Origin of the sequence: Oscillatoria sp. FACHB-1406 (assembly GCF_014698145.1) — a bacterium.
Lineage (GTDB): Bacteria > Cyanobacteriota > Cyanobacteriia > Cyanobacteriales > Spirulinaceae > FACHB-1406.
Window position 1 is genome coordinate 212,051 of the sequence record NZ_JACJSM010000001.1, and the last position, 26,578, is coordinate 238,628.

Sequence of the window (26,578 nt, forward strand, 5' to 3'; positions counted from 1 at the left end):
TCATGCCACACAGGGAAAGATTGTGTCAAGTCCCGATACCGATTCAAGTTATAACGACTGCGATCGCGCACCCAGCGCCGCAGAGCGTTTCCTTACTGCTCGCTGGGGGGAGTGCCGTTATCGCTCGGCGCGACTGGGATATTGGGAGTCGCCTGAGTGGGGGGAACAGACGGGAGATTGGGGAGGGCAGGTTGGGTGCTATTGGGTGGGGTGGGTAATCCAGGAACAGCGGGCGAGACACCGGGCAAAGGTAGCGCCCCCGAAGGATCTTCGGGATTGGGATAGGGAGAAACGGGATTGGTTGGGAGCGTGCCGGGGAGCGGTGCGGCAGGATTGGCGAGCGTTGATTGTTGCGCGTTTTGGGGAAGTGTTGCCAAAGCCACGCGCCGACCGCCGACTTGCCGAAGCACATCCAACACTTGCATAACGCGATCGTAGCGCACGTCTTTAGAAGCGTACAACAACATAATCGTATCCGGTCGGCGCTGAAAATAACTTTCTACTGCTTGATAAAGGCGATCGTCGGCGACGGGTTGCTGTTCGATATAAATTTGACCGGCATAGTCCAAACTGACGAGAACCTGTTCGGGGCGTTGAGCTTCCCCCGTACTCGCTTTAGGGAGATCGAGACCGATCGCGCGCTGGCGAGAAACATCTACGGCTGCCAACAAGAAAAATACCAAAATACAAAAGATAACATCGATCAGCGGGATAATTTCAACCCGCATATCTTGCTCTGTCGAGTTATCCAGGCGCAGATTGAACGGGCGCATTGCTAGAGATAAAGCAGCGCGAGACGGTTTTTTACGCGGTTTTTTTTGGCTCATCGTCCGATCGGGAGTTAACGGGTGTATTGCGAATTATTACTCTTCAGTTATCGGTAAATTAGAACGTTCCTCCTCATCGCGTCGGTTATCGCCTTGTTTGCGAGGGCGGTTTTCGGGTTCCGAGCGTTCCGCATTATCTGCAACATTGTCTGCAACATCAGAACTTTCAATCCCGATTAAAGGTTTGCGCTTATAGTTGGGGTCGAGGGGATCTCTAAAAAGAGGGCTTCCCAGTTCGACTCTCCCTGTTTCCCTGTCATAACCTTCTTCTAGAGCCGACCAATGGCGGCGATAGAGCAATTCGAGATTGGCTCCCGCCTTGCGAAAAACGCGCACCTGACCGAAGATAAAAGCCTGGAATAAGCGGTAGAAAGCCAAACTCACGATCGCGACCACTAAACCCGTTGCCGTCGAAATTAACGATTCCCCAATCCCTAATGTCACGCCCGCCGTAGAAGAGGTTCCCAAATCGCTGAGGCTGATCGAACCGAGAGAGCGAATCAATCCTAAAACCGTTCCGAGTAAGCCCAATAACGGGGCGAGGGCAATTACCCCTTCTAAAATTTTGTCTCCCCGTCGCATCGTCGCTAGCTCGTCATCGGCGGACGCTTCCAAAGCGAGGTGAAAGACCTCGGGATCGGGGTTCACTAATTGTAGGGGAATGTAGAAAAAGCGGCCAATGGGATGCTGTCGGTACTCTCTGGCAATTTCTACAGCAGCATTCCAATTGCGCGCGGCCGCATCCAGAATGTTGTTGACAATTTGCTTTTCTTTAAGCAGCACTCTTATCCAGAAAAAGAGGCGATCGATTATGGCATAGCCGGAGAGAATCGATAGAAAGAGCAGCGGCCACATCGCCGGCCCGCCTTTTTGAATAAGTTCTGTTACGGTCACAATTTTTTTTACCTCCCTAACCGGCCCGATACCCTGATGATTCTAGAATAGTTTGAGCGGAGATCGCGTCTTTTTAAATCAAAACCCGGAAAAATTCTGCCGCCCTTGAAAAATGCTAGAGCTTATTCTAGAGCGAATGCGAGTTTTGCTGTCTCAATCTCGAATGGATTTGGCGAGGAAATCGGCATGAACTTCGATCGCGATCGCTTTAATGCTTTTTTAGATCGGGGAGAGCCTCTACCACCGCTGTCGCTCCACGATTTTGAGATGTTAGACTCGACCAATACCCGCTTGTGGCAACTGCTCGATCGCGGGATCGCGCTTCCGGCTGTCGCTATCGCCCAGCGGCAAACGGCAGGACGCGGACAATGGGGCAGAAGCTGGACTTCGCCGCCCGGAGGGTTGTATCTATCCATCGCGATCGCGCCGCAGATTGCGATCGCCGACAGTTTCCACCTGACGCTGTACAGCGCTTTGGGCATCGCTGAAGGGCTGCGCCAGCAAGCGATCCCCGTTCGGCTGAAATGGCCCAACGATCTGATCTTGGAAGGGCGTAAACTCGGCGGGATCAAGCTGGAAACTCGTCTTCGTTCGGGTTCGCGATCGCCAGGGACTGCCGCACAGATCGCACTAGCCGTTATCGGCGTAGGGATTAACTGGCGCAATCCCGTTCCCGAACCGGGAATCAACTTACAGGACTATCCAGCCCTTGATAGTTTGGAAATGCTAGCCGCGATCGTCACCCGCAGTATTCTCTCAGCCTGGGAACGATATCGCCGTCAGGGGATCGTTCCGCTCTTGAGCGATTACAACAACTTGCTCGATAGCATCGGGCGTAATGTTATCGTAGATGGTTATTCCGGTACGGTTATCGCTGCCGAATCGACTGGAGCGCTGCGCCTGCGTTTGCACTCCACCGGAGCGACAGCAGAAATTTTAAAAATGCCTGGTACGCTCAGTCTGGGCTATGATGACTAACGATTGCGCTCGCCCGCGCGATTGACCCAATGACATTAAATTAAATATTTCAGTAAATATTTTCAGTGGAGGAGTTGAAGAGAAGATGAAGCACGATTCGCCCCAAGGTCCTGGGTCTCTACACCCTTGGATGCGTCGTTCCCTACTCGTGCGCGGTGCTGCTTGGGTCAGCAGTTTTACCATTCTCAGCGGCGGGCTAGTCGTCGCTCAAACCGACGCACTCATAGACTCTGGCTCTGCCCCCGAGCCCGCCGCAGCCCCCGAGCCCGCTCCTGCCCCTCGCGCTGAAGCTCCGGCTCCCGAGCCGGAACCCGCACCTCGAGTGATTGAAGCGCGCCCCGAATCTCGCCGCAGTGCCTCGGTAGAACGCGAGAGCGAGAGTCCTCGCCCCAGTCGCCGCAGTGCTTCGGTAGAACGCGAGAGCGAGAGTCCTCGTCCCAGTCGCCGCAGTGCTTCGGCAGAACGCGAGAGTCCTCGCCCCAGTCGCCGCAGCGCCTCCCCCGAACCCGAAGTTCAACCTCAACGCCCTCGCCGCCAAGCTTCGGATGTATCGGAAACTCCTAAACTCGAAGCCCCTAGAGTCTCGGTTCCTTCCGCCCCCAGAAACACGATTCCTGAAGGATTAGTCGATCGCCCGCCGGTTCGAGGCGAGGAAAATATTCAGCGCAGCGCCAAGTTTTCTGAGAGCGGTACGAATAATTTAGTGGATAACTTTGGCTCGCCCGGTCGCGATCGCCCGAATGTTGTCGTAACGGAACGCGCCAGCGGCTGTCAAACGCTGATTCGCAACGGTCAGCTTTCGGAAGGAAGTTGCGGGCGCTCGGTGGTGCGTAAGGTTGATGAAGAGCCTTCGGCTAGCCGTTCGAGCGGGACGACGCGATCGCTGCGATCGAGAGATCGCGAAAGTCTCGATCGCGGTAGCGGTCAATCTGTAGCCGTAGAGCGGGAGATTGAAGCACGCCCGCAGGGAATCATCCCCCAACGCGCGCGCGTCTTAGATTACCAAAATCGAGGCATTCCGGCGACCGAACGAGCGCGCATTCGCGTCGTTCCGACTCAAGTCGCTGCCTACGCCCCGCAAACGACCGTTGCTGAGTATTATCGCAGCAGCGGTGGCAGCAGCAGTGCTGCATCGAGTTCCGGTCAAGCTCAACCGGGCGAAACGGCTTTATTATTTCCGCTCGCGCTTCCGGCTCAAATTACCTCTGGCTTTGGGATACGGGTTCATCCGATTTTGGGAACCGAACGCTTTCACTCCGGGACGGATATTGCCGCGCCCCAAGGAACGCCGGTTTTAGCGGCTTATCCCGGCGAAGTCGTGCTGGCGGGTGATACTGGCGGTTACGGGTTAATGGTGGGTATTCGTCACGAAAACGGTACTCAAGAATCTCGTTACGCGCACTTATCCGAAATTTACGTCCGTCCCGGCGATCGCGTCCAGCGCGGCGATACGATTGGAGCAGTCGGCAGCACGGGCTTCTCAACGGGCCCTCACCTGCATTTTGAATGGTTACACCAAATGCCGACGGGCTGGGTTGCAGTGGATGCGGGCGAACACATCGAACACGCGCTCGGTAATATGCTTGCTTCGCTTCCTCCCACCGATGTTGCAACGGCGGCGGGGCAAAGCGAACCCGAACTTCATACTGAAGTGGAGTTTAGTTTCCCCACCGATGCTGAAATTGCGGAAAATAAGGCTAAAGCAGGCGGACTGACGGCTAATGCCGCTCCTGGTGCTAATGTCGAAGCGAAGGCTCCAGCAGTTTCTGTTCCCCCGGCTGCAAGTCCCGCACCCCTGACGGCGCGCTCGGCGCGACCTTCGGGAATTTCTCGCGGGATTTAATCGCGCTGGGAATGTTTAGGGTTGGAGGTGCGATGCTTTCGCGATCTGCTGAGCGGGTCGCGAACTTCTAGCGCCGCGATCGCGTACAATTTTCTCGAATTCCTGCAACGCTCGCTGGTAGCTTTTTTCTGCCACCACAATCAAATCGTCGTGTCCCGCCCCTTCTACCCATAAAAAGCGTTTGGGTTCTGGGGCGGCATTGAAAAGCTGCTCTCCGTAGGAAAATGGAATGACGCGATCGCCCTTTCCATGTATGACTAAAACCGGACAGCGAACCCTTTTTATCTTCTCGAGATTGCGAAACTTATCGAAAGGAAATATCGGAAAGGGAACCACGACTCGAAATGCTTGAGTAAACGCACTTTCGACAATTAACCCCGCCACGGGTTGACGCGCCGCCAAATCCACCGCCGAACCGCCGCCAACCGAACGCCCGTAAGCAATAATCTTTTGCGGTGGAACGCGCAAAGCTCGAACCAGGTATGAATAAGCAGCATCGACATCCTCGTAAGCGTTACGCTCGCTTGGGTGTCCTTCACTGGTTCCGTAACCGCGATAATCGTAAGCAAAAATGTTAAATCCTGCATCGCGAATCGTTTCGAGCGCGAATTCAACATCGCCTAAATCTTCCGCATTGCCGTGAGCGTAGAGAATAGTGTAACTTGCTTTCGGATTTGACAGGTAGCGCGCCGAAATTTTCTCTCCGCTTGGAACAGCCAGTTTGAGAATTGTATGATCGTCGGTATAACTCGAAGGTTGAGGAAGAAAGATTTTACGGTCGGCAGTAAAAAAGACGTATAAGGCAACGCAAACATAGACAAAAATCAGCGATCGCGCCAATCGCCACCAACTCCACTCCCCCACCAACAAACGTTTTAATTTCGCCTTATCCATCTAGCTCTAACTTATCCCAACCTTAGTCGGGTTACTCTGGGATTGAAAAATTTTAATATACGAGAGCGTAAGTTCGCTTACCATTCAAAACTGCTGAAATCGGAATCTGACAGCAATTTTTAATTTTTAATTGTTAATTCCGCGAAGCGTTACATAGGACTTGTTGGAGAATCTCGTTAAAATAGAAAGCTATGAAACTGCGCAACCTTTCATTTTCCGCTTTCCGCTACAGTCCCCGCGCCATTGGGTTAGTTTGGCAAACCAGCCGCTTCCTCACGGTGCTACTCGCCCTCTTCACCATCCTCGAAGGAATCTTACCCGCCGCCATCGCCTACACCGGCAAACTCATTGTCGATGCTGTCGTCGCTGCCAGTCAAGGCGGAGATGCAAGCCCCGCCCTGCGCTACGTCACCTTTGAAGCTATCTTCGTTATTCTCCAAGCTGCCGCCCAGCGCAGTTCCTCCGTCGTCCAGTTCATCCTGCGCGCCCTCCTCGGACACAAAGTTAACGTCCTCATTCTCGAGAAAGCCCTCACTCTCAACCTCGCCCACTTTGAAGACTCCGAATTTTACGACAAACTCACCCGCGCCCGCAACGAAGCCTCCTTTCGTCCCCTCACTTTCATCTTGCGTATCTCTAGCCTTGCTGAAAATGTCTTAGCCCTCATCTCCTACAGCGGACTACTGCTGCAATTCTCCGTTTTAGCCGTCCTCGTTCTCGTTGCGGCTGCCATACCTCCCTTTCTTGCCGAAACTCGCTTCGCAGGGAAAGCCTTCCGCCTCTTTCAATGGCGTTCCCCCGACACTCGCGAACAGAACTATCTCGAAGTCGTACTCGCGCGAGAAGATTACGCAAAAGAAGTCCAACTTTATCAATTAGGGCCGTTATTTCTCTCCCGTTACCGTGGCATCTTTCAACGCCTTTTTAGTGAAGATCGCAGCCTCTTTCTGCGTCGGGGATTTTGGGGTTTTATTCTCGGATTGTTGGGAACGGGGATTTTTTATCTAGCTTACCTTTGGATTGTATTAGAAACCATGAAAGGTAAGATTTCTCTGGGCGATATGACCATGTACTTAATGGTATTTCGACAAGGACAATCGACGCTATCTCGTTTGCTTAACAGTGTCAGCGGACTCTATGAAGATAATCTTTATCTTTCCAATTTATTCGAGTTTCTCGACCAAAAAATTCCGAAGGCGCTAGGAATAGTAAAACAAGGCTCAATCCCTAATGATGGTATTCGCTTTGAAAACGTATCTTTTACTTATCCGGGAAGCGAATCGACTGCCTTAAATAATCTTTCATTCCACCTCAAGCCGGGTGAAAAACTCGCTATCGTCGGCAAAAATGGTTCGGGAAAAACTACTCTTATTAAACTTCTCGGTCGTCTTTACGAACCGACTCAGGGGCGAATATTACTCGATGGCTTAGACGTACAAGACTGGGATTTACAAGTGTTGCACCAGCGTATTAGCGTCATCTTCCAAGACTTTGCCCGCTATCAATTTCCCGTCGGCGAAAATATTGGCGTTGGCGATGTCCAGCACCTCGAAAATACCGAGCGTTGGGATAGTGCAGCTACGAAAGGAATGGCAAAACCTTTTATTGAAACGATGCCGCAAGGCTTTCAAACGCAACTCGGACGCTGGTTTAAGTCGGGGGTGGAACTTTCCGGCGGACAGTGGCAAAAAATCGCACTCTCGCGTGCTTTTATGCGGGAAAGCGCCGATATTTTAGTGCTGGACGAACCGACAGCGGCGATGGATGCGGAGGCAGAAGCGGAAATGTTCTCGCGGTTGTTGGAATTGGCGAACCGACAAATGGTATTTTTGATTTCTCACCGCTTTTCGACAGTACGCATGGCTGATTGGATTATCGTGTTAGAAAATGGGGAAATTCTCGAACAAGGAACCCACGAAAGTTTATTAGAACAACGGGGACGCTATCAGCATTTATTTTCCTTGCAGGCAGCGGGATACCAGTAAATAATGAATAATGAATAATGGATAATGGATAATGGATAATGGATAATGGATAATGGATAATGGATAATTGTTATAGGAAATCCGGTAGGGTGGATAGCGCCCACCAGTCAAGACTTTCAGCCTTTAGAAACGTACATTCACGTTTTGAGTATCGTTATAATTAATAATTTTTTGAGGTTATGGAAAGAGGTTTATTGTGGTTGCCCTTGCTAGTTCTTTTTTTCTGGTTGGCTTGGGCGGGATGGAATGAGTATCAAAAACTGGAAGCTTACCGAGGATGGGCGGAAAGTTTCGATCGCGCTAAGTACGATATTTATGCAGTTTTGGGGCAAAAAGATGATACAATAACATGGGGAAAACCGACTCGCAAAGGCCCGATCGATCTTCAGAGTTTTTCCCTCAAGGATGTTGAATTGGTGCGGGTTTTAGTGGGAGAACGCGCGATCGATTGGGATGCGCCGCCTGCTAGAGGTTCTGCCGCGATCGAGTTCCAATTTGCTAACGCGAAACCGGCGGTACAAATTCCCTTCACCGAAATTCCCCTCGCCTTACAATGGGCTAAGTTTTTAGATAGCCAGTCTGCTACTCGCTCTTGAGAAGAGCGCTCTCAGTTGGTAGAGTATTATAGCTATTCCAGCCCTCTAATTCCCATCGCTAACTCCCCACTCAAACCCCATTCCCTCAATTTTTTTCAATAGTTCTGGTAGCACGATTTCATTACTCTCTGCTAATAAATCGCTTTCTAAAATTTCACGCGCTCTCAAAAAAGATTGCGCTCCTATGTGATTTCCGGCATGAAAAACTAGCTTGTCGATTTGATTTAAATGGGCAGCAAGCAATTGAAGCAAAGTCATCAAAACGCGATTTCCGCCGTAAGCACCGCAGCCCCAGAATCCGGTATGAATAATGACTTGGGGCTTATTAGCCGCCTCGATTTGCGATTCGAGCCTTGCCGCCGCAAACCCCGTAAATGCCGTTGAAAGAATGTATTCAATATCTTCTAATAAATATTGTCTGTATCCGCCAAAAGGTGCTTCCATTGCAATCAAATTGGTTCGCGTTGGCGGATTGAGTTGTGTTGTCGCGCGAGCGATGGCTTCTGGCGATGCTTTCGCAAACTGATTGCCGTACAATCCGTAAGGTCGCCCTGCTTTTTCGTTCGGTTCGGTAGCAACAGCGCAACGCCGTTCAACTCCTCGGATGAGGATAGGAGTGGGCTGCGCGCTTTCAACGGTAAGGGGTTCGATTGCGGCTGCCAATAATGCTTCTCGTAGTGCGCCGAGGGCGGGATGTTCGGCAGCTTGCATCTCATCTTGGGCAAATAACGGCCCACTGTAAGCGCAAAATAGATTGGAGTGGGCAAAGTTGAGATACCATTCCACTGAGGCATTAGAGGGCGATTCGTAGGTGAAATGGTCTTCGCGAACTTCGAGTTCGGTTTGAATCGGTGTAGGAGCAACGGTTGGCGGTAAAGGCATCGTTTTCCAACGGGAAAAAACGATTTCACCGCTATGCGTCGCTTCCGGGGGAGAAGCGATGTCAAAAACGATCTTCTTGTTCGGGTTCTTAACTTTTGGAGGATGAGAATCCATCAAGTTTTGCGCTGCGAAAGTGTGCCGACAGATCGGAGCGTTAGCATCTTGATTCATAGTCTTCAACTTCCTACTGCTGTACTGATTTTATTATTGCTCAGCAATGACGAGCTTCCCCCTCCTTTTCCTGTTGCTGCAATTCCCAAACTTTCAACGTAATCAAGTATTCATAGAAAAATTGCAGCGAACACCAATGAAAACCCGCCCTTCCATCCAAGATTCCCCCCAAAATAAAATACATATATAAGAAACGAACCACGGGGCGCAGGGGCAAGCGCAGGGATAAATCTTTGAGGGCGCGGCGGCGTTCGATTTCCGAGCGTCCTAAAAAGAGTTCCTTCCAACGGACATCCCCTGCTTGTAACTGAAACAGTGTTTCTTTGGCTTCGTCGCTGGAGTAACGATTGTGTTTGTCAATCCAGCGACTAAAACCCTTGCCCGAGGTGTAGTGGGGGTAGGTTTCCTTTAAAAAACCTGTGGGACCATCGCAGACTTCGCGCTCGGTATGCCCGTAATCACTAAACCAAACTTTCCCTTTAAGAAACAGGCGCATTTGGTAGCGAGGATACTGGGTGCAGTGACGAATCCAACGATTCATGAACATGACGCGCTCGGCAGCGTAGTAGCCGATAAACTCGTCGGATTGAGTCGCTCGATCGCATTCGGCGAATAATTCCGGGGTCATGCGTTCGTCAGCTTCGAGGATGTAAGCCCAGTCGTATTTTGTCGGCACTTCCTCGAGCATCCAAGTCCGCTGGCGGCCGTGACTTTCAAAGACGTGCTGGATAACGCGAACGCTTTCGTAACTTTTGGCAATTTCAACGGTGCGATCGCGGCTGTAAGAATCTACAACAATAATATCGTCACATAAGGAGATAACGGACTCGATACAGCCGGCTATCTCCACTTCTTCGTTATAAGTGAGGATGTAAACGGAGAACATTCAACAGCAAGGATGGTGTAAAGATTTCAGTCGAAGGAAGAAAACGGCATTGATTACACGGCAGCGATAGCGACTTTGCCTCCTTCGGTTGACAGGGAATGCGAGAGTTTGTTCTGGCGAACCGCAATTCCCTTAAACTCGCCGACTTAAACTTTACTTCACCGCAGCGCGACGACGACCCGGACCCGATGAACCTAAGCCTTTGAAACCCATCCATCCGAGGGCGGAATAGCCAATCGCCAGCAGCAAGCTACTGATCCCGATGCGAATTCCACTTTTGACTGCATTCAGTTGGGCTTGGTCTTTCAATTCTTTTTTGCGATTGGCAATTTGTTGTTGGGCTTTTTCGATTTGCTCGTTGAGGGCTTTGGGATCTTGACGCAGGGTCAAAATTTGGTCGCGCGTCGCCTGCAATTGCTGAACTTGAGCGGGTTGTAATTTTTGACCTTGGACTTCACCGCTTTGAATGGCTTGGTCGAGTTCTTTGAGGCGGGCTTCATCTTTGACCAAGGTCGAAAGTTGTTGGCTTTGCTGCTGGATTTGACCTTCGGCGACGTTAGCTTGTTCGTCGATTTGTTTGATTTGATCGTTAATCGCGCGACTTAAGTTGCTGACGTGGAGGGGAACCAAGAGCAGGAAGAGCAAGCCGAGAATTGTAGCGACAATGAATGCCCAAAACCGAAGATCGGTGACGGGGGAACGACCGCCATCGCCATCAATTGCATCGCCAATCCAATAACCGATACTCAAAAAGACGATTCCGACTAACGGGACGATACCGCGATCGACAATTTGGTTGGTGAACGCAATTTGCCACGCTTGGTCGAAGGGTTTAAAGGGAATGGCTAAGATAAGGTAGTCAATCAGGGATGACAAAATCAGAATCGCGCCGACGACTTTGAGCGCGAGAGCGGTGTATGCGGAAAGAACGGGGTTACTATTCATAGCCTCTTGGAATGCTTAGTCGATCTTTAAGAGTTTTTAACGTTATGCCAGAAATAATTTCCGGGTAAAATGCTAAACTCATCAATCCTGACATAATCCAGACGCTAATGGCTAGCGCAATAGTAGAGGCTTCATAAATCGGCTCGAGAGTTGAGGCTAAAAATGCTTTCTGGCGTAAGCTGCTTGGTTCTATACTCTATACCCAGCTTGACTGCTAGCCTTTCAAGGGCAGTCATTGCTTTCTGTCGGTTCGCGTTTGCCCGATCGCGCTGGAAATATAAAATTTTTGTGAAGTTCTACGGGATTGCCGGGGGCTGTTAAGACGATGGAGTCAGAAGTCTTGAGGCAAGCCCCTTCTCTTTTTAAGATTCCCTCAAAATGAACAGAGTTGTAGAAGTTGTAGAAGATAAGTCGGCGTTAATTGCGCGATCGCTGGCGTTAACGGTAGAAAAGATTATGGAAGCGACGCGCGATCGCGGGCAATGTACGATCGCGCTATCCGGCGGCAGTACGCCCAAACCCCTGTACGAAGCGATCGCGGCACAATCCCTTCCCTGGGATAAAATTCACGTTTTTTGGGGCGACGAACGCTACGTTCCCCCCACCGATCCCGATAGTAATGAAGGAATGGCGCGTGGCGCTTGGTTGGATCGCGTCGCCCTTCCGCCCGAAAATATCCATCCGATGCCGACGGGCGCTAGCGATCCGGCTGCCGATGCTGAAACTCACGATGCACAATTGCGAGATTTTTTCAAGTCCTCGGCTGGAGAATTTCCGGAATTCGACATTATTTTATTAGGGATGGGCGACGACGGGCATACGGCTTCTTTATTCCCGCACACCGAAGCACTGGACGTGCGCGATCGCCTCATCACTGTCGGCAACAAAGACGGTCAGCCGCGCCTGACCTTTACCGTTCCCCTGATTAACCGAGCGCGCTGCGTGATTTTTGTCGTGGCTGGAACTAGCAAGCAACCCGCCCTCGAGCAAATCTTTGCTGAAACCGCCGACGAACGGGCTTATCCTTCGCGCCAAATCCAACCGGCGGGCGAACTCTATTGGCTGCTCGATCGCGCTGCTGGGGAAGCGATCGAACAGAGAATCAACTTCTGAAGCACGGGAAACAAGGGCGAACTGAATGCGATGATAGGATTGACTGCAACTGCTCTATTCCCCTCCGGTTCACCTGCCCGCTGTTTTCTGATAACTGTTCACCGATAACCGATAACTGACAACTATTATGATTGTTTGCCCGAATTGCAATCACCAAAATCCCGAAAGTGCAACTCAGTGCGAAGCTTGCTATACACCGCTGCCCGTCACTACGAACTGCCCGAACTGCGGCGCAACGATTCAAGAAGATGCAAGTTTCTGCGGTCAATGCGGCTATAGCCTCAAACCGCCCACGGGACAGGCAACTATCGCCGTTAATCCGGACGAGAACGCTATTCCGGAACCCCTTCCGTCCACAGCAATCAATGCTCCTTCTCCGGCGGCCAGCGCGCCCGATCTCGAACCCATCCCCAGCGCGCCGCCCTCCGTTACGCCGCCCCCCATCCCCAGCACCCCGATGGCAGCAGAAGCAGAAGCAGAAAGCCAGATTCCTGAAGTTCCCCCCAGTGCGCCGCCTCCTGCACCGCCAGCCCCCGCCGGAAATTCTGCTACTCAGCTTCAACTCGAGCAAGCTAGCTTGTTCCACGTTCAAACTAACTCTAAAATCGAGCTTCCCAGCCAACTGTCCGTGATTCATATCGGCAAACCGGGCGGGGCGATCCCGGCTGATATTGACGTTTCCGGTTTCCCAGATTCCAGCGTCGTTTCGCGCGTTCATGCCGATATTCGCGTTGAAGGCGGTATCTATTACCTCGAAGATGTGGGCAGTTCTAACGGCACGTATGTCAACCATACGCCCTTACCTCCCGGCAATCGCCACCGCTTGCGAGCAGGCGATCGCATCGCCCTTGGCAAAGAAGATAAAGTGACGTTCATTTTCCAACTCTCCTAGCACCAACACCAAGAAACCCGGTTTTAACGAAGAAGTAGAGACCTATCACCGAAATCGGGTTTCTTGGGATTGTGAGTTGCTTAAAGAAGTGTGACATTTATCCCGAATCTTAACTGAATATTGTAGAAAAATTAGGGTTTGCGATTACAATAAGAGCTATACACCCTCAAGCAATTCGCGGCATGGATAATCTCTCCCCAACGCGAGTCGCAACTGATGACTGCCTATCGTATTTCAGTTGGATTGACAATAAAAAAAAGCTGGAACACTTTCGCTCTAAGGTAATGCGAACTCGCCTAAAGTGAATTGAAGTCTTAATGTTGCAGTTTGGAGAAATCTAGACTTGCTAAGGGTAAAGTAACAGGGCATTTAAGGGACGTTTTGCCTCATTTTTCAGCAGCGTATGGCAAGAATAACAACGCCCTCGAACGAGGTCAATCGTTTCCTGAAAATGCGAACCTTACAATCGTAATAATTGGAGCAGTGCATATGAAGCTTTTAATCCAGGGCAATAATATTGTCGTTACGGAAGCGATCGATAATTACGTGAAGGAGAAGCTGGAAAAAGCCGTTAAGCACTTTCAGAATTTGATTACAACAGTTGACGTTCATTTATCCGTTGCTAAAAATCATCGAGTTAGTAATAGTCACAAAGCCGAAGTAACCGTTCATGCGAATGGCTCGACAATCCGAGCGCAGGAAGGGAGTGAAGATTTGTATGCAAGCATTGATTTAGTTGCCGATAAAATTGCGCGTCAACTCCGCAAATATAAGGAAAAAATGCTAGATCGCACCCACGTTCAACCGAAAACCGGTGAAATGGTGGCCGAATATCCGGTGGTTGAAAATTTAATTGGCGATCGCCACGTCGAACTGCCCGAGCGAGTCGTGCGCACGAAATACTTCGCGATGCCGCCTATGACAATTGAAGAAGCCCTGATACAACTCCAATTAATCGATCATGACTTCTATGTGTTCCGCAACAGTGAAACCGACGAAATTAACACGGTATACTGCCGCAATCACGGCGGATATGGCGTAATCATCCCGCGCGCGAACGGCAACGGCAATGGCACTCGTAACGGCAAAACCGCTCAAGCGCGAACCGATGAAAAAGAACATCAATCCTCCCCTCAACGCTAATCTCGTCTCGAGCGATTAAACGGAGCAATCTACAAAAAATCCCCCACCTAACAAGCGCTATGGGAGGGGGATTTTTTGGGCATAATTCGTAATTCGTAATTCGTAATTCGTAGTTCGTAATTCGTAATTCGTAGTTCGTAATTCGTAATTCGTAATTCGTAATTCGTAATTTAGCACTTAGCATTCATAACTCATTATTCATCATTCATTATTCATTATTCATCACTCCTTCCGTCCCGACACAGAATGTTCTCTTCCGGGTAAATTTTCCATTGTCGCGAGAACCGCGCGTTCTGCTGCGAGAATATCCCGTTCTTCGCCGCCGAGATACATCCGCCCGAAACTGCCGATCGCGGAAATTTGGATAATATTAATCGAAGCGGCTTTTTCAGCTTCATTCGCAGCCAAAGCTGCATAGGCAGCCGGTTCGACTTCAAACACATACAGGGTTTGTCCGGCAACAATCATCTGTCCCCGACGCGCGCGGTTAATTAACTGGACGTGATGCGCGTCCAAATTGCGAATCACCTGACTCGATACGACGCGAGGCTTGAGGCAATCTCGGGCGTGCGCCCCCAAATAGTCTAAAATTGCTACGCCCGCCGTGCGGGTATCTCCTTGGCGACTCGAATGAATTTCCAGAACGCCATACAAACGTTCGACCATGAGTACGCCGGGACGAACCGCAGTAGATTTCAGGGCAATATCGGTAATACGGTGAATTTCGATCCCCGGGGAAATTTCTATCCACAGTGAAGAATCTCCCGGAAGCGGTAGAAATCCTAAAGCGACCGTTCCAATATAAGCGGCGTGTTGGGGTTGTAAGCTGTCGATATAGACGTAACTGCGAAGTTCGATGCCCAAGGTATATTTACTCCGGTCAAACTGACTTTGGGAAGGGATTCCTCGAGCATGATATCAGGCTGTTCGGCACTTTCAACAGACAAATTATTCTGTTGCAATGCCGTCTTCGGGGAAAGTAATGCGATTTCTCCCGTTCTGCTTGGCTTGGTAGAGCAAGCGATCGACCTCCTGCAATAACATTAAGGGAGAGAGTTCTGGCGTAGGGGTAGCGGCGATTACGCCGATACTAATGGTGACGTAGGACTGGCAGAGAGAACCGAGATGGGGAAGTTGTAGCTTAGCGACTTCCGACTGAAGTAATTCCGCGATGGCGATCGCTTCTGGCAACTCCGCGTGCGGTAAAATTGCAGCAAACTCCTCCCCGCCGTACCGAGCCGTAAAATAGCAGTGAGTATCGAAGATTTCCCGAAACAGACGAGCAATAGTTTTCAGACATTCATCGCCCGCGATATGACCGTAAGTATCGTTATATTGCTTGAAATAATCGATATCAAACATCAGCAGGGCTAAAGAGTGCTGTTGGGTTAAATGAACATTCCACTGCTGATTTAAGCACTCCTCAAAACCGCGACGATTATAGAGTTGGGTGAGGGAATCGATCGCTGCTAAGTGCGTGGCATACATCACCTTTTGATGCCATTGAATATCCAAAGAATCGGCATGATCGACCAAAATTTGAATTAAAATCTCCAGATCCTCTTTTTGCTTGGAGATATTCTCAATTAAGTTTCTCAGCGAGCGTTCGGAGCTTTCCCGCTTCGCGATCTCGTTTTGCAAACTTTCCGTAACCAGTGCTAGCGAAGTTGACAAGACAAGGTTACGAGAAATCTGGGTATCGAGCGCCGATCGCAACAAACAATTTTTAGCTTCTAATTGCTTAATTTTTTCCTGCAAAGAGCGAGCGTTTTCTAGGAGCGGTTTCTCACTCTCTTCAGAATTAGTATTATCCATAGGCTCGGTCGGTAAAAAAACTTGACTAGCAAAAATATTGCTCGACATTGCGGATTTTACCTAGATAAGGAGCGAATTTTCTTTGAGTACAGCATAACATTTTCAACAATCTGGGTGAGCGATCTCAACCCGAATTGGGATTATACTCTAACAAACCTTTTACTTGAAGTTCAAGACCGAACAGATAGGTTAAAGTAAAAACTTGAACTGCGCTAGCCTACCTCCAACACTATGGAAGCTCGAAGAATTACCGATATCTTACGCAACGGTCAACCCGACGAAACCGTCACCGTACAAGGCTGGGTGCGGACTAAGCGCGAACTCAAAGGGTTTGCTTTCCTCGAAATCAACGACGGTTCCTCAATGGCGAACCTGCAAGTTATCCTGAACGGCGATCTGCCCGATTACGAACCGCTCCTCAAACAAATTACCACCGGAAGCTCCGTTGAAGCGATCGGCCTATTAGTCCCCTCCCAAGGAAAAGGACAGCGTATCGAATTGCAACCCTCATCCGTGCGAGTTTACGGCGGTTGCGACCCCGAAACCTACCCTCTCCAGAAAAAGCGCCATTCCTTTGAGTTTTTGCGCGATATCGGACATTTGAGAGCGAGAACCAATACCCTCGGAGCCGTTTTCCGCGTTCGCAACGCTTGCGCTAGCGCCATTCACCAATTCTTCCAAGAACGCGGTTTCCTCTGGGTTCACACGCCCCTAATTACGGCCAGCGATTGCGAAGGCGCGGGCGAACTGTTTGCCGTGACTAACCTGAATCTTAAAGAGATTCCGCGTTTGGAAAATGGCGAAATAGACTACAGTCAAGACTTTTTTGGCAAACCCGCTTATCTCACGGTTAGCGGGCAACTTGAAGCCGAAATTATGGCGATGTCTTTTAAAGACGTTTATACCTTTGGGCCGACCTTCCGCGCTGAAAATTCTAACACCTCCCGCCACCTTGCCGAGTTTTGGATGATCGAGCCGGAGAAGGCTTTTTGCGATTTGGAAGGCGATATGAACTTGGCGGAAGATTTCCTAAAATATGTTTTCAATTCCGTTCTCAATACTTGTCCGGAAGACCTGGAATTTTTCAACCAGCGTATCGATAAGACGGTCTTAGCGACGGCGGAAAATATCGTTAGCAATCAGTTCGAGCGGATTAGTTATACTGAGGCGGTGGAGTTGCTATTAAAGTGCGATCGCGCTTTTGAATTTCCCGTCGAGTGGGGAGTCGATTTACAATCGGAACACGAACGCTATCTCGCCGAAGAATTATTCAAGAAACCGACCATTGTTTATAACTATCCTAAAGATATTAAAGCCTTTTATATGCGGCTGAACGATGACGGTAAAACGGTCGCGGCGATGGACGTTCTCGCCCCAAAAGTCGGGGAAATTATCGGCGGTTCGCAGCGGGAAGAACGCCTCGATCGGTTAGAGCAGCGCATGGCAGAAATGGACATTCCTCAAGAGGAATTATGGTGGTATCTCGACTTGCGACGTTACGGAACTGTTCCTCACGCCGGTTTTGGTTTGGGGTTCGAGCGGTTGGTTCAATTTATGACGGGAATGAATAATATTCGCGATGTGATTCCTTTCCCGCGCGTGCCGTTAAGTGCAGAATTTTAAGGCTTAGGGGAGCTTTTTTGGGGGAGTTTAAGCTAAGGCGCATTTAAATTCGGCAGACTCAATCTCCCCCTCGTAATTCGTAATTTGTAATTTGTAATTCGTAATTCGTAATTCGTAATTCGTAATTCGTAATTCGTAACTCATAATTCCTAACTCATAACTCATAATTCATAACTCATAACTCATAACTCATAATTTATCCCTCCGTGCTACCAACTCCCCTCGTCAAAGTTCCCGAACGCCTCGAAACTCGCTTAAAAGAAATCCCTGCCGAACCCGGGATTTATTTGATGAAAGATGCTACTGATGGTATCCTTTACATCGGCAAATCGAAAAAGCTGCGATCGCGCGTTCGTTCCTATTTCCGCGATTCCCAACGATTGAGCGATCGCATTGCGATGATGGTACGACAAGTTTGCGCGATCGAATTCATCGTCACCGATAGCGAAGCCGAAGCGCTAGCATTAGAGTCGAATTTAGTCAAGCTCCATCAGCCTTATTTCAACGTCCTGCTTAAAGATGACAAACGTTATCCCTATGTTTGCATCACTTGGTCGGAGGACTATCCGCGTATTTTCATCACTCGCAAGCGTCGCGCGAGTAACGCCCAAGACCGCTACTACGGGCCTTATGTAGATGTGCGACTACTGCGACAAACCCTTTATATCATCAAACGCATTTTCCCGTTGCGCCAGCGCCCCAAACCCCTGTTCAAAGACCGCCCCTGCCTCAATTACGATATGGGTCGCTGTCCTGGGGTTTGTCAGGCGATGATTAGCTCCGAAGACTACCATAAAACCGTGCAGAAAGTGGCGATGGTGTTCCAAGGGCGAACGGGGGAATTAATCGATATTCTCAATACACAGATGGAAGCCGCCGCAGAAGCCTTAAACTTCGAGACAGCGGCGAGGATTCGCGACCAAATACAGGGATTGAAATCGCTGCACGCGGATCAAAAAGTTTCCTTACCCGACGATACCATCTCCCGCGATGCGATCGCGCTAGCCGCCGACGAAAAACGCTGCTGCATCCAACTGTTCCAAATCCGCGCCGGAAAACTTGTCGGACGCTTGGGCTACTTTGCCGAAGTCCCTAGCGCTGATAGTTTCGAGCCGGGAACCATTCTCCAGCGCGTCCTCGAAGAACATTATAGCCTTGTCGATCCCGTCGAAATTCCCAGCGAAATTTTAGTGCAACACGAACTCCCCGATAGCGAAATCCTCGGCGATGGATTAAGCCAGCGCAAAGGGCGAAAAGTCAGCATTATTTCGCCGCAGCGCCAAATTAAGGCAGAATTAATAGAGATGGTGGAACGGAATGCGCGTTACGAACTCGAAGGAGCGCAACGAGAAGGCGATCGCAACGAACAAGCCTTGCAAGATTTAGCCGAAATTCTCGATTTACCCGAACTCCCCAAACGCATCGAAGGCTACGACATCTCCCACATCCAAGGTTCCAATGCCGTCGCCTCCCAAGTCGTCTTCATCGACGGGATTGCCGCCAACCAACACTACCGCCACTACAAAATCAAAAATCCTGAAGTCACCATCGGACATTCTGACGACTTCGCCTCTCTAGCTGAAGTTCTCGGCCGTCGCTTCCGCAAATACCTGCAAGATCCCAGTTTACCGCGCCAGGGCGACCCCGACTTTCCCGATTTAGTGATGATAGATGGGGGGAAAGGACAACTTTCTGCTGTCGTTACCGTGCTGCAAACCGATACGAACGGGACAATTTTAGAAGACTTAAAAATCGTCAGCCTCGCCAAACAACGCGAAGAAATCTTTTTACCGGGCGAATCTTTACCGTTACCGACTGAAGCCGAACAACCGGGCGTACAACTGCTGCGACGAGTGCGAGATGAAGCACACAGATTTGCCGTCAGTTTCCACCGCCAACAACGCTTAAAACAGGGCAGGCGATCGCGTCTCGACGAAATTCCCGGACTCGGTTTCGAGCGCCAAAAACAACTGCTCGCCCACTTCCACTCTATTGATTATATTCGCGAAGCGAGCGCCGAGCAATTAACGGCTGCCCCCGGAATTGGCCCGCGTTTGGCACAGGAGATTTTTGAATATTTCCATCCGAATCAAGAATAGTTTCTTTGCCCGTAATTCCGAATGATGGGGTTAATAATTTTGCGGGTTGAACGGTGGATTAATTTTTAATTTTTAATTTTTAATTTTTCCACCCGTAATGTCCGCAATCGATTTAAAGCTGCCGCTAGTTCAAAACGGCGGAATCCAGCCAAGTCGCCACGCGGAAAGTCGTCAATCGCATCGAGTCCTTGTGCTTCGAGATCTGCAAAGATGCGATCGATAATTTCTGCTAGGGTTCTTTTGCCGTCGATATAGCAATCTTTAGCATAAACGAGAGCCGCCGCGATCGCGCGCAATTGTCCCGCATCGACAAGCTGTTCCACCGCCGCTAAATCGATGTCCTCCGTACCAAACGCCACTTCATCAACATCGCGCACCTTAACTTTTACCGCCCGGTTGCCGCGACTGGGATCGATACTGCTAGCAATGGGAATTCTGGGGGTAATGCGCCCAAATCTCTCGCCGCCCTCGCACTGGCGTTCGCTGGCGTATTCTTTCGCAATCGCTTTGGCTTCAGCGGTGACATCGCGCGCTTGAAAGTTATCCATCGCAATGACGATATCGGCGACTTCAAAATAATCGCCGCTTCCGCCCATCACCAGCAAGGTAGATACGCCATAGTCGCTGTAGAGTTGGCGAACTTTATCGATGAAAGGGGTAATCGGTTCTTTGTCTTTGGCGATGAGTTGCTGCATCCGGCGATCGCGAATCATTAAATTCGTTGCCGCCGTATCCTCATCTATCAATAATACCTCCGCGCCCGCCTCCAACGCTTCGATAATATTCGCCGCTTGAGACGTGCTACCGCTGGCATTGGTGGTAGAAAAATTTAGCGTCGAACTGCCACCCGGTAAGTTATCGATAAAGGGCGAAATATCAGTTCCAACGATGCTGCGCCCGTCTTCAGCGCGAATTTTCATCGCAGCGGGGTGAGTAACGACGAATTCGCGCCCATCCCCCGGAATGCGATTGTATACGCCCAACGCGATCGCGCGCAACAAGGTAGACTTACCGTGATAGCCGCCGCCCACAATCAGCGTCACGCCCGCCGGAATGCCCATCCCGGCAATCTTACCGCGATTGGGACAATCGAACTCGACTTGTAGCGAGGGGGGCGATTGGAAAGGAAGCGCCCCTTCCTTTAAAGGACGTTCGTCTACGCCACTCCGTCGGGGTAAAATTGCACCGTTCGCCACAAAAGCCACTAAATTTCGCCGCACTAACTCCTCGCGCAACCAATCGGCATCTTCCACCGTTTCGACGTGCTGTTGTAGCGCTTTCGCATCAACAGCAATATATTGCAGCGCGCCGCGCACAATATTAGGGATATCTTCGCATAATAATTCTGCCGCTTGTCTGCCGAGAATTTGACGGCCGCGCGCGGGCAATCCAACAACAAATCGCGCTTCAATCTCGCCCTCATTGACTAAAATCGCCGTTCTCGCCAGCACTTCTTGCCCGAGGTGGGCGATGGCAATGAGTCCGCTTTTCCCCGTACCGCGATGCGAACTGAGTTTTTGGGCGACGCACTCGAAGCGGCGGGCGAGATAGTCTCGCAGGGCGATTTCGCGGCTGGGGGAGGCATAAAGTTGGGGGGGCAATTGGGCAAAATTTTGGGGAACCTGCACTCGCAACTGACTGGGAGAGGCAAAAGGATCGCCTTGAACGCGATCGATAATCAGGGTAAATTCTGGAAAAGAATAGCGCCCCTTAATATCTTTGTAAGCTTTATAACCCCTAGCGTCTAAGTCGAGGAGTGTACTGTAAAGAGAGGAGGAGTCGCGCATTGAGGTTCGCCTATTTCACCTTCAGGATGGTCATTCCCAAACCGTAATTTTAGCTTATAGCGTCAGGTCTAGCTTTTATCGCGATCGCGAGTTCCCTTGTTGGAAGAGAGGGCTGCAAAGGCGGGCTACCATCGTTCTCATCACTCATCTTTGGGATTATATCTTGGGAATGATGTTTTTTTGAAATGCAATTAGTATCTTTGTAAGTAACAAACGAAACAAACACAAATTTCCTTGGAGGCGAAAGTAGAAATCATGAATATTATTGCATGGGTAGTTTTAGGTTTATTGGCTGGCGCGATCGCTAAAGCAATCTATCCCGGTCATCAAGGCGGCGGTATTCTCGGAACAATTTTACTCGGTGTTATTGGTGCTTTTGTTGGTGGTAGCTTAGCGATGTTCCTCGAAACTGGGAAGCTCGCTTTAGCTTCAAGCGCTCTGAGCATTCCGGGCGTAGCTTTAGCCGTTCTTGGTGCTATTATCGCTATCTTCATTTGGAACGCTATTTCTCGTTCGTCGGCTGTTTAAAACTTAATCTTGATTCAATCGAGCTTCATAACAGAAATTTGCTTAGATTGAAACATTTCAAATCATTTACCCACTCAATATAGAACAATTTTTGGGAGAAAATTCATGGTTGGATACGATCGTCGCGCTGTAGGTGTATTTTCAACTCGTCACGCTGCTGAAGCCGCTCTGCAAGAGCTAAGAAGCGCAGGGTTCCGCATGGACAATGTTTCTATCATTGCTCGCAATTCAGATGAAGGTGATATCGCTGACGTTGCGGTAACGGAAGATGTCGGCAATAAAGCAGACGAAGGCGCTGCTAAGGGCGCTGCTACAGGTGGTACTTTAGGCGGTTTGACGGGATTGTTAGTCGGTTTAGGAACCCTAGCGATTCCGGGAGTAGGACCAGTGATGTTAGCTGGAGCAACCGCGACTGCTTTGGCAACTACAGTAGCAGGTGGCGCTCTCGGTGCAGCCGCTGGTGGATTAATCGGTGCTTTAGTTGGTTTGGGTATTCCTGAAGATAGAGCCGTCGTTTATAACGACCGTTTAGGAAGAGGTCATTATGTTGTAGTCGTTGACGGTACAGAAGCCGAAGTTCGACAAGCAGAAGCAGTTCTCAGCACTCGCGGCGTTGAAGAGTGGGGCGTTTACGATACCAATGTTAAACCGCTTCCGGAAGGTGGCTCGCGGCTTATGTAGCTAACAAGTAGAAGGTTGCTGTGTTAACAATCAACCACTTGTTCTACAATAGGGCTTCAATTATCGGCAAGGAGAATTAAATAGATGAAAAAGTTTGTTCCTTATTTACTAAGTAGTGTTCTGTTGTTAGGTACAGTCGCTTGCAGCGGTGCTAAAACGAGCGCTGATGCACCCAATACAACAAGTGGTAGTGGTGGCGATTTAACAGCGACAGATAAGACGCAGAATGCTCAAGACGCAACCAATCCAGTGCGCGAAAAGCAGATTGAATCTGACAAGCGCGCGATCGAGCAACGCAATACTGCGGCTGGAAGCCCTGGTGAACTCGCAGATAATGATATTTCTAGCTTAGTTCGCAATGAGTTAGAAAAATCGATTCCCGGCAGCCAGTTATTAGTTGAATCGAAAGATGGTGCTGTCACCGTATCCGGTAAAGTTGCTACAGATGCCGAACTGAAGAAAATTGAACCCACTGTTAAAACAGTTAAAGGGGTCAAGGGCGTAACAGTAAAAGCAACGGTTGGCAAATAGATAGAAGAATAGAGAGAAGTGAGTATTTCGTACTTCTCTCAACCTTAGAGGGGTATTGCAAGGCAATATCCCTTTTTAATTGTCGTAAGCTGGAAAAGATAAGCCTTTCAAGGTTTTCATGGCTTCTAATTCCGTTAAACCCTTACTTTGGACTAATACGCCAAAACCGCCTAAACCCGACGGATCGATGAGTTGATGCAGGGCATCTCTTCGTTGCAATATCTGTTGGAGGTTAAATTTGCCGCTAGAAAGTTCGGCGAGGCGATCGCTTAATCCTAAAGCCATTAAAAACAATCCCTGTTGCGTAAAACCGACAGTCTTTAATCCGCGTAATTCCCCCTGACGTTCTAAAGCGGTAAAGTCAACATGAGCGGTTAGATCTTGCTGTCCGAGGTTAACGTAGGGGTTGTTGTGGTGACGATGTTGGAAGTAACATTGGAGCGTTCCTTGCGATCGCGTCGGTTGATAGTAGCGCTGCGCCGTATAACCGTAGTCAACCGTAACAAGATAGCCTCGCTTGAGTTTTTGGGCGACAGTTTCCAACCAGTTGAGCGCGGCGAGATTGACTTCGGTGTGATACCCTTCAGGATAGGCAGGAGCCGTTAAATCGAGGTCGATCGCTTTAAAATAATCGAGAATGCGATCGCTCGATAATTCCCCCACTACTTCTATTAATCCCGCATCAAAAAGCGTCACATAAATTTCCTGTAATTTGCCTCCAATCTTCGTCACCCGATGCACGGGGAACGCATCGACTAACTCATTAGAAAAACAGCAGCCCACTAACGATTCATCTGCGATTTCTTCCCAACTTTGCCAGCGTATTTTTATCCCCTTGTCAAGCCATTCTTGTAATAAATTTTGTTGGCTGGCGATTAACGAGGGCGATTGCTCGACAATGATATATTCAACCCGTTCGAATAATTCGGGATAATGCTGCTGCCAGTATCGCAAAATATCTGCGGCTAGCAACCCTTGTCCGGCTCCCATTTCCAGGGCCGCAAAGGGTGCAGGATAGTCTAAAATTTCCCACATCTGCGCCAATTGCTCCGCGAGTAACTCCCCAAAATCCGCACCGAGGGAAGCAGAGGTAAAAAAGTCACCTTGGCGGCCGATTTCGACATGGCCAGCGCTATAGTAGCCGTACTGAGGATCGTACAGGACGAAATCCATGTACTCGGCAAAGGTAATGCGCTGTCCGGAAGTCGCGGCGATTCGCTCTCGCAGGCGCTCAAAGAGGGGGGTAAAATTTTCTTTCACAAAGCGGTTATTTTGGCAAGTCTTTTGATTATAATTAACCATCAATCTATCCGATACAGATCGCTATGCTGCAAGAGAGCGCGCAACCCGATAATCCTCAAATCTACTCGATCGAGCGCTATCCATTTAATCTCAAACAATATTTCCGGCGCGGCTGGGATATTTTAAAAGAAAATGCAGTTTTATTGATAGCGTATTGCGCGATCGCGCTTTGTGTCACAGCCGCAACGGGTAGTATTATTTTCTTAATTCCCACCAAACTCGGTTTGGCTCTAACCTCGTTGCTAATGCTGGTTTTGCTGCCGCCGATTTGGGCGGGCTTTTTTGCGGGAATTTTCCCGATGTTACGGCGCGAACGGGTGGGACTGAAACATTTTTTTCAAAGCTTTTCTGCTTTTCCTCACCTCGTCATTGCCAACCTTGTGGCTGCCTTATTAATTTTCACCGGTTGTTTCATCTCCCTGATCTTCATTCCCGGGCTTTATCTCATCATTGGCTATATCTTCGCCGCCCCCCTAATTATCGATCGCCGCTTAAAATTTTGGCAGGCCTTAGAAACCAGTCGCCTAACAATCACTCAACAATGGTTTCGCGCCTTCGCTTTTGTCCTGGCGCTGTTGGCTATTAATCTCGGCGGCGCGCTCATTTTGGGTTTGGGACTCTTCGTTACCTTACCCCTATCGTACTGCGCGATCGCGGCGGCCTACGACGACATTATCGGTCTTCGTCGCTAACCATAACCCGCCACGCGGAAGGTATCAAAAAATTAAGGAGAATTTGACATCCTGTTGTTAGAAAGACTAACTATTTTTGCTGCTCATAACGAAGCGCATCGCCAAAAAACCCAAACCTAATGCCGTCAGGACGATTAAGCCTACCGCCGTCGCCAATACCCAACCGCTAATTTCCGAAGAACCCTTCGCCGCACTCGGACGGTAGGAAGCCTTCTCTTCCACTTCCATGACCCAGTTTTCGGGCGAAACACTCTGCGAATGGGGCGTTAGGTCTGCTGGTTCTTCTAGGCGAACCGGCGAAATGACAGGCAGGGGTTTGCCGTACTCGTCGGAACTCGTTACTAACTGCTGCAATTGTTGCGCGGAAACGAACAATCGGGTTGCTTCTTGGCGCAAACGGCGATTTTGTTGGAGTAATTGCTGATTTTCGTCTTTGAGAGTGTTTAAGCGTTCTTCTGCTGCCTGTAATTCGTTGGCGAGTTCGCGGTAGACGCTAATCGGGACGGAGGCGCGGTGGGGAACGTTGGTTGCGTTGATGTTGGCGGGGGCTGTCTTTGTGGATTGGGGAGGTTGAGTGCGAGTGTTAGACATGAGGTGAAAGGCTCCGTTTTCTCAAAAGAATGATCTCATAATTCCAGCGCGAATTCAGCCGGAAAAGGGGGTGCGTTCGCCTTGCAGCAGCGGAAAAAAATGACCCACCGGTCCGGTTCCTTTCCCCAAGGCTAAGGAATGCTTCAGAGCAACGGTAACATAGTTTTTGGCGCGACGAACGGCTGTTAGCGGTTCGTAACTTAAAGCGAGATTAGCAGCGATCGCGGCACTTAAAGTACAGCCGGTTCCGTGAGTATGGTTCGTCTGTATGGTTTCTGTTTTTAGCACTTCCAAATGCTCGCCGTCGAACCATACATCTACGCCTCGTAATTCCCCACTCATCCCTCCCCCTTTCACGAGTACCGCTGCTGCACCGAATTGCTGAATCATTTCGGCGGCGGTTTTCATCTGTTCGAGGGTTTCAATTTCCGTACCGCTCAAAATTTGCGCTTCGTAGCGATTCGGCGTGGCAATCGCGGCTTGGGGAAGTAAAGTGCTTCTCAGGGTGGCGATCGCGCGATCGTCAATCAATTGCGCCCCCGTTCGCGAAACCATCACCGGATCTACCACCAACTGCTTAAAATTCCACCGTTCGACCTGCTGCGCGACGGCTTCGATAATCTCTGCCTCGAGCAGCATTCCCGTCTTCGCTGCTTGCACGCCAATATCGCTCGCTACCGCCTCAATTTGAGCCGTAACGACTTCAACGGGTAACGCTTCGACCCGGGTTACGCCAAGGGTATTTTGCGCCGTGACGCAGGTCAGAGCGCTGGTTCCGTGGACGCAGTGGAACGCAAACGTCCGTAAGTCGGCTTGGACCCCCGCACCGCCGCCGCTATCGGAACCCGCGATCGTTAAAGCAACTGGAATCATTATCTTG

25 protein-coding genes are annotated in these 26,578 nt (G+C 49.9%); 13 read left to right on the forward strand and 12 right to left on the reverse strand.

Going from position 1 to position 26,578, the window contains the following annotated elements; translation table 11 throughout:
* Positions 1-92: 92 nt before the first annotated feature.
* Both H6G50_RS00985 and H6G50_RS00990 read right to left on the reverse strand, forming a co-directional pair.
* Positions 93-827 carry a biopolymer transporter ExbD gene (locus H6G50_RS00985; RefSeq protein WP_190712378.1) on the reverse strand — a complete coding sequence of 245 codons (735 nt, stop codon included), beginning with the start codon at positions 825-827 and terminating at the stop codon, positions 93-95.
* A 36-nt stretch (positions 828-863) separates the two neighbouring features.
* Positions 864-1,721 carry a MotA/TolQ/ExbB proton channel family protein gene (locus H6G50_RS00990; RefSeq protein ID WP_190712379.1) on the reverse strand — a complete coding sequence of 286 codons (858 nt, stop codon included), beginning with the start codon at positions 1,719-1,721 and terminating at the stop codon, positions 864-866.
* A gap of 105 nt (positions 1,722-1,826) precedes the next feature.
* Between H6G50_RS00990 and H6G50_RS00995 the strand changes: the two genes are divergently transcribed.
* Both H6G50_RS00995 and H6G50_RS01000 read left to right on the forward strand, forming a co-directional pair.
* Complete coding sequence (locus tag H6G50_RS00995; RefSeq protein WP_199302648.1) at positions 1,827-2,699, forward strand: biotin--[acetyl-CoA-carboxylase] ligase; 873 nt, start codon at positions 1,827-1,829, stop codon at positions 2,697-2,699.
* Between the two features lie 85 nt (positions 2,700-2,784).
* Positions 2,785-4,542: a M23 family metallopeptidase gene (locus tag H6G50_RS01000; protein ID WP_190712381.1), complete on the forward strand. Its 1,758-nt coding sequence runs from the start codon at positions 2,785-2,787 to the stop codon at positions 4,540-4,542.
* Between the two features lie 15 nt (positions 4,543-4,557).
* On the opposite strand, the gene H6G50_RS01005 is transcribed toward H6G50_RS01000, so the two are convergent.
* Positions 4,558-5,436: an alpha/beta hydrolase gene (locus H6G50_RS01005; protein WP_190712383.1), complete on the reverse strand. Its 879-nt coding sequence runs from the start codon at positions 5,434-5,436 to the stop codon at positions 4,558-4,560.
* Positions 5,437-5,627: 191 nt separating this feature from the next.
* On the opposite strand from H6G50_RS01005, the gene H6G50_RS01010 reads away from it, so the two are divergent.
* Both H6G50_RS01010 and H6G50_RS01015 read left to right on the forward strand, forming a co-directional pair.
* Complete coding sequence (locus tag H6G50_RS01010) at positions 5,628-7,421, forward strand: ABC transporter ATP-binding protein (RefSeq protein ID WP_190712385.1); 1,794 nt, start codon at positions 5,628-5,630, stop codon at positions 7,419-7,421.
* Positions 7,422-7,600: 179 nt separating this feature from the next.
* On the forward strand, positions 7,601-8,017 hold the full coding sequence (locus tag H6G50_RS01015) for a hypothetical protein (RefSeq protein ID WP_190712387.1): 417 nt from the start codon (positions 7,601-7,603) through the stop codon (positions 8,015-8,017).
* Between the two features lie 45 nt (positions 8,018-8,062).
* On the opposite strand, the gene H6G50_RS01020 is transcribed toward H6G50_RS01015, so the two are convergent.
* From H6G50_RS01020 to H6G50_RS01030, 3 genes are all read right to left on the reverse strand, one after another.
* Positions 8,063-9,070, reverse strand: a complete 1,008-nt coding sequence (locus H6G50_RS01020) for a hypothetical protein (RefSeq protein ID WP_190712388.1) — start codon at positions 9,068-9,070, stop codon at positions 8,063-8,065.
* Positions 9,071-9,110: 40 nt separating this feature from the next.
* Positions 9,111-9,956 carry a glycosyltransferase family 2 protein gene (locus H6G50_RS01025; protein WP_190712390.1) on the reverse strand — a complete coding sequence of 282 codons (846 nt, stop codon included), beginning with the start codon at positions 9,954-9,956 and terminating at the stop codon, positions 9,111-9,113.
* Between the two features lie 153 nt (positions 9,957-10,109).
* Positions 10,110-10,901 carry an HpsJ family protein gene (locus H6G50_RS01030; protein ID WP_190712392.1) on the reverse strand — a complete coding sequence of 264 codons (792 nt, stop codon included), beginning with the start codon at positions 10,899-10,901 and terminating at the stop codon, positions 10,110-10,112.
* A 378-nt stretch (positions 10,902-11,279) separates the two neighbouring features.
* Here H6G50_RS01030 and pgl point away from each other — a divergent pair, with 378 nt between their 5' ends.
* From pgl to raiA, 3 genes are all read left to right on the forward strand, one after another.
* Positions 11,280-12,014: a 6-phosphogluconolactonase gene (gene pgl, locus H6G50_RS01035; RefSeq protein ID WP_190712394.1), complete on the forward strand. Its 735-nt coding sequence runs from the start codon at positions 11,280-11,282 to the stop codon at positions 12,012-12,014.
* Between the two features lie 127 nt (positions 12,015-12,141).
* Positions 12,142-12,906, forward strand: coding sequence for an FHA domain-containing protein (locus H6G50_RS01040; RefSeq protein WP_190712396.1), 765 nt, complete (start codon positions 12,142-12,144; stop codon positions 12,904-12,906).
* Between the two features lie 489 nt (positions 12,907-13,395).
* The gene (raiA, locus tag H6G50_RS01045; RefSeq protein ID WP_190712399.1) at positions 13,396-14,049 is read left to right on the forward strand and encodes a ribosome-associated translation inhibitor RaiA; all 654 of its coding nucleotides are present in this window, start codon (positions 13,396-13,398) and stop codon (positions 14,047-14,049) included.
* A gap of 222 nt (positions 14,050-14,271) precedes the next feature.
* Here raiA and H6G50_RS01050 read toward each other — a convergent pair whose 3' ends face one another.
* Positions 14,272-14,913, reverse strand: coding sequence for a hypothetical protein (locus H6G50_RS01050; RefSeq protein ID WP_190712401.1), 642 nt, complete (start codon positions 14,911-14,913; stop codon positions 14,272-14,274).
* 84 nt (positions 14,914-14,997) lie between these two features.
* Entirely contained in the window at positions 14,998-15,864 is an 867-nt protein-coding gene (locus H6G50_RS01055; RefSeq protein WP_190712403.1) for a diguanylate cyclase, read from the reverse strand.
* A gap of 231 nt (positions 15,865-16,095) precedes the next feature.
* On the opposite strand from H6G50_RS01055, the gene asnS reads away from it, so the two are divergent.
* Both asnS and uvrC read left to right on the forward strand, forming a co-directional pair.
* The gene (gene asnS, locus H6G50_RS01060; RefSeq protein ID WP_190712404.1) at positions 16,096-17,487 is read left to right on the forward strand and encodes an asparagine--tRNA ligase; all 1,392 of its coding nucleotides are present in this window, start codon (positions 16,096-16,098) and stop codon (positions 17,485-17,487) included.
* 206 nt (positions 17,488-17,693) lie between these two features.
* Positions 17,694-19,586: an excinuclease ABC subunit UvrC gene (gene uvrC, locus H6G50_RS01065; RefSeq protein ID WP_347239840.1), complete on the forward strand. Its 1,893-nt coding sequence runs from the start codon at positions 17,694-17,696 to the stop codon at positions 19,584-19,586.
* 65 nt (positions 19,587-19,651) lie between these two features.
* Here the strand turns inward: uvrC and H6G50_RS01070 are convergent, their stop codons facing one another.
* Entirely contained in the window at positions 19,652-21,373 is a 1,722-nt protein-coding gene (locus H6G50_RS01070) for an ABC-ATPase domain-containing protein (RefSeq protein ID WP_190712406.1), read from the reverse strand.
* Positions 21,374-21,628: 255 nt separating this feature from the next.
* Here H6G50_RS01070 and H6G50_RS01075 point away from each other — a divergent pair, with 255 nt between their 5' ends.
* The 3 genes from H6G50_RS01075 to H6G50_RS01085 all read left to right on the forward strand — a co-directional run bounded on the left by H6G50_RS01075 (position 21,629) and on the right by H6G50_RS01085 (position 23,113).
* On the forward strand, positions 21,629-21,901 hold the full coding sequence (locus H6G50_RS01075; RefSeq protein ID WP_190712408.1) for a GlsB/YeaQ/YmgE family stress response membrane protein: 273 nt from the start codon (positions 21,629-21,631) through the stop codon (positions 21,899-21,901).
* A gap of 105 nt (positions 21,902-22,006) precedes the next feature.
* Entirely contained in the window at positions 22,007-22,582 is a 576-nt protein-coding gene (locus H6G50_RS01080; protein ID WP_190712411.1) for a general stress protein, read from the forward strand.
* 84 nt (positions 22,583-22,666) lie between these two features.
* Positions 22,667-23,113, forward strand: coding sequence for a BON domain-containing protein (locus H6G50_RS01085; protein ID WP_190712413.1), 447 nt, complete (start codon positions 22,667-22,669; stop codon positions 23,111-23,113).
* Positions 23,114-23,188: 75 nt separating this feature from the next.
* On the opposite strand, the gene H6G50_RS01090 is transcribed toward H6G50_RS01085, so the two are convergent.
* The gene (locus tag H6G50_RS01090; protein ID WP_190712414.1) at positions 23,189-24,415 is read right to left on the reverse strand and encodes a class I SAM-dependent methyltransferase; all 1,227 of its coding nucleotides are present in this window, start codon (positions 24,413-24,415) and stop codon (positions 23,189-23,191) included.
* Between the two features lie 23 nt (positions 24,416-24,438).
* Between H6G50_RS01090 and H6G50_RS01095 the strand changes: the two genes are divergently transcribed.
* A complete protein-coding gene (locus tag H6G50_RS01095; protein WP_190712416.1) occupies positions 24,439-25,107 on the forward strand; it encodes a hypothetical protein in 669 nt (222 codons plus the stop codon).
* Between the two features lie 66 nt (positions 25,108-25,173).
* Here the strand turns inward: H6G50_RS01095 and H6G50_RS01100 are convergent, their stop codons facing one another.
* Positions 25,174-25,698, reverse strand: coding sequence for a hypothetical protein (locus H6G50_RS01100; protein WP_190712418.1), 525 nt, complete (start codon positions 25,696-25,698; stop codon positions 25,174-25,176).
* Positions 25,699-25,752: 54 nt separating this feature from the next.
* Positions 25,753-26,571 carry a bifunctional hydroxymethylpyrimidine kinase/phosphomethylpyrimidine kinase gene (thiD, locus tag H6G50_RS01105; RefSeq protein ID WP_190712420.1) on the reverse strand — a complete coding sequence of 273 codons (819 nt, stop codon included), beginning with the start codon at positions 26,569-26,571 and terminating at the stop codon, positions 25,753-25,755.
* Positions 26,572-26,578 lie beyond the last annotated feature (7 nt).

Coding starts and splice junctions, on each gene's coding strand:
- H6G50_RS01030 (WP_190712392.1), bottom strand. CDS start 10,901: ATGAATAGTAACCCCGTTCTTTCCGCATACACCGCTCTCGCGCTCAAA.
- H6G50_RS01005 (WP_190712383.1), bottom strand. CDS start 5,436: ATGGATAAGGCGAAATTAAAACGTTTGTTGGTGGGGGAGTGGAGTTGG.
- asnS (WP_190712404.1), top strand. CDS start 16,096: ATGGAAGCTCGAAGAATTACCGATATCTTACGCAACGGTCAACCCGAC.
- H6G50_RS00985 (WP_190712378.1), bottom strand. CDS start 827: ATGAGCCAAAAAAAACCGCGTAAAAAACCGTCTCGCGCTGCTTTATCT.
- H6G50_RS01090 (WP_190712414.1), bottom strand. CDS start 24,415: ATGGTTAATTATAATCAAAAGACTTGCCAAAATAACCGCTTTGTGAAA.
- pgl (WP_190712394.1), top strand. CDS start 11,280: ATGAACAGAGTTGTAGAAGTTGTAGAAGATAAGTCGGCGTTAATTGCG.
- H6G50_RS01075 (WP_190712408.1), top strand. CDS start 21,629: ATGAATATTATTGCATGGGTAGTTTTAGGTTTATTGGCTGGCGCGATC.
- H6G50_RS01100 (WP_190712418.1), bottom strand. CDS start 25,698: ATGTCTAACACTCGCACTCAACCTCCCCAATCCACAAAGACAGCCCCC.
- thiD (WP_190712420.1), bottom strand. CDS start 26,571: ATGATTCCAGTTGCTTTAACGATCGCGGGTTCCGATAGCGGCGGCGGT.
- H6G50_RS01070 (WP_190712406.1), bottom strand. CDS start 21,373: ATGCGCGACTCCTCCTCTCTTTACAGTACACTCCTCGACTTAGACGCT.
- H6G50_RS01025 (WP_190712390.1), bottom strand. CDS start 9,956: ATGTTCTCCGTTTACATCCTCACTTATAACGAAGAAGTGGAGATAGCC.
- H6G50_RS01080 (WP_190712411.1), top strand. CDS start 22,007: ATGGTTGGATACGATCGTCGCGCTGTAGGTGTATTTTCAACTCGTCAC.
- H6G50_RS01020 (WP_190712388.1), bottom strand. CDS start 9,070: ATGAATCAAGATGCTAACGCTCCGATCTGTCGGCACACTTTCGCAGCG.
- raiA (WP_190712399.1), top strand. CDS start 13,396: ATGAAGCTTTTAATCCAGGGCAATAATATTGTCGTTACGGAAGCGATC.
- H6G50_RS01095 (WP_190712416.1), top strand. CDS start 24,439: ATGCTGCAAGAGAGCGCGCAACCCGATAATCCTCAAATCTACTCGATC.
- H6G50_RS01040 (WP_190712396.1), top strand. CDS start 12,142: ATGATTGTTTGCCCGAATTGCAATCACCAAAATCCCGAAAGTGCAACT.
- H6G50_RS01055 (WP_190712403.1), bottom strand. CDS start 15,864: ATGGATAATACTAATTCTGAAGAGAGTGAGAAACCGCTCCTAGAAAAC.
- H6G50_RS01015 (WP_190712387.1), top strand. CDS start 7,601: ATGGAAAGAGGTTTATTGTGGTTGCCCTTGCTAGTTCTTTTTTTCTGG.
- H6G50_RS01000 (WP_190712381.1), top strand. CDS start 2,785: ATGAAGCACGATTCGCCCCAAGGTCCTGGGTCTCTACACCCTTGGATG.
- H6G50_RS01010 (WP_190712385.1), top strand. CDS start 5,628: ATGAAACTGCGCAACCTTTCATTTTCCGCTTTCCGCTACAGTCCCCGC.
- H6G50_RS01085 (WP_190712413.1), top strand. CDS start 22,667: ATGAAAAAGTTTGTTCCTTATTTACTAAGTAGTGTTCTGTTGTTAGGT.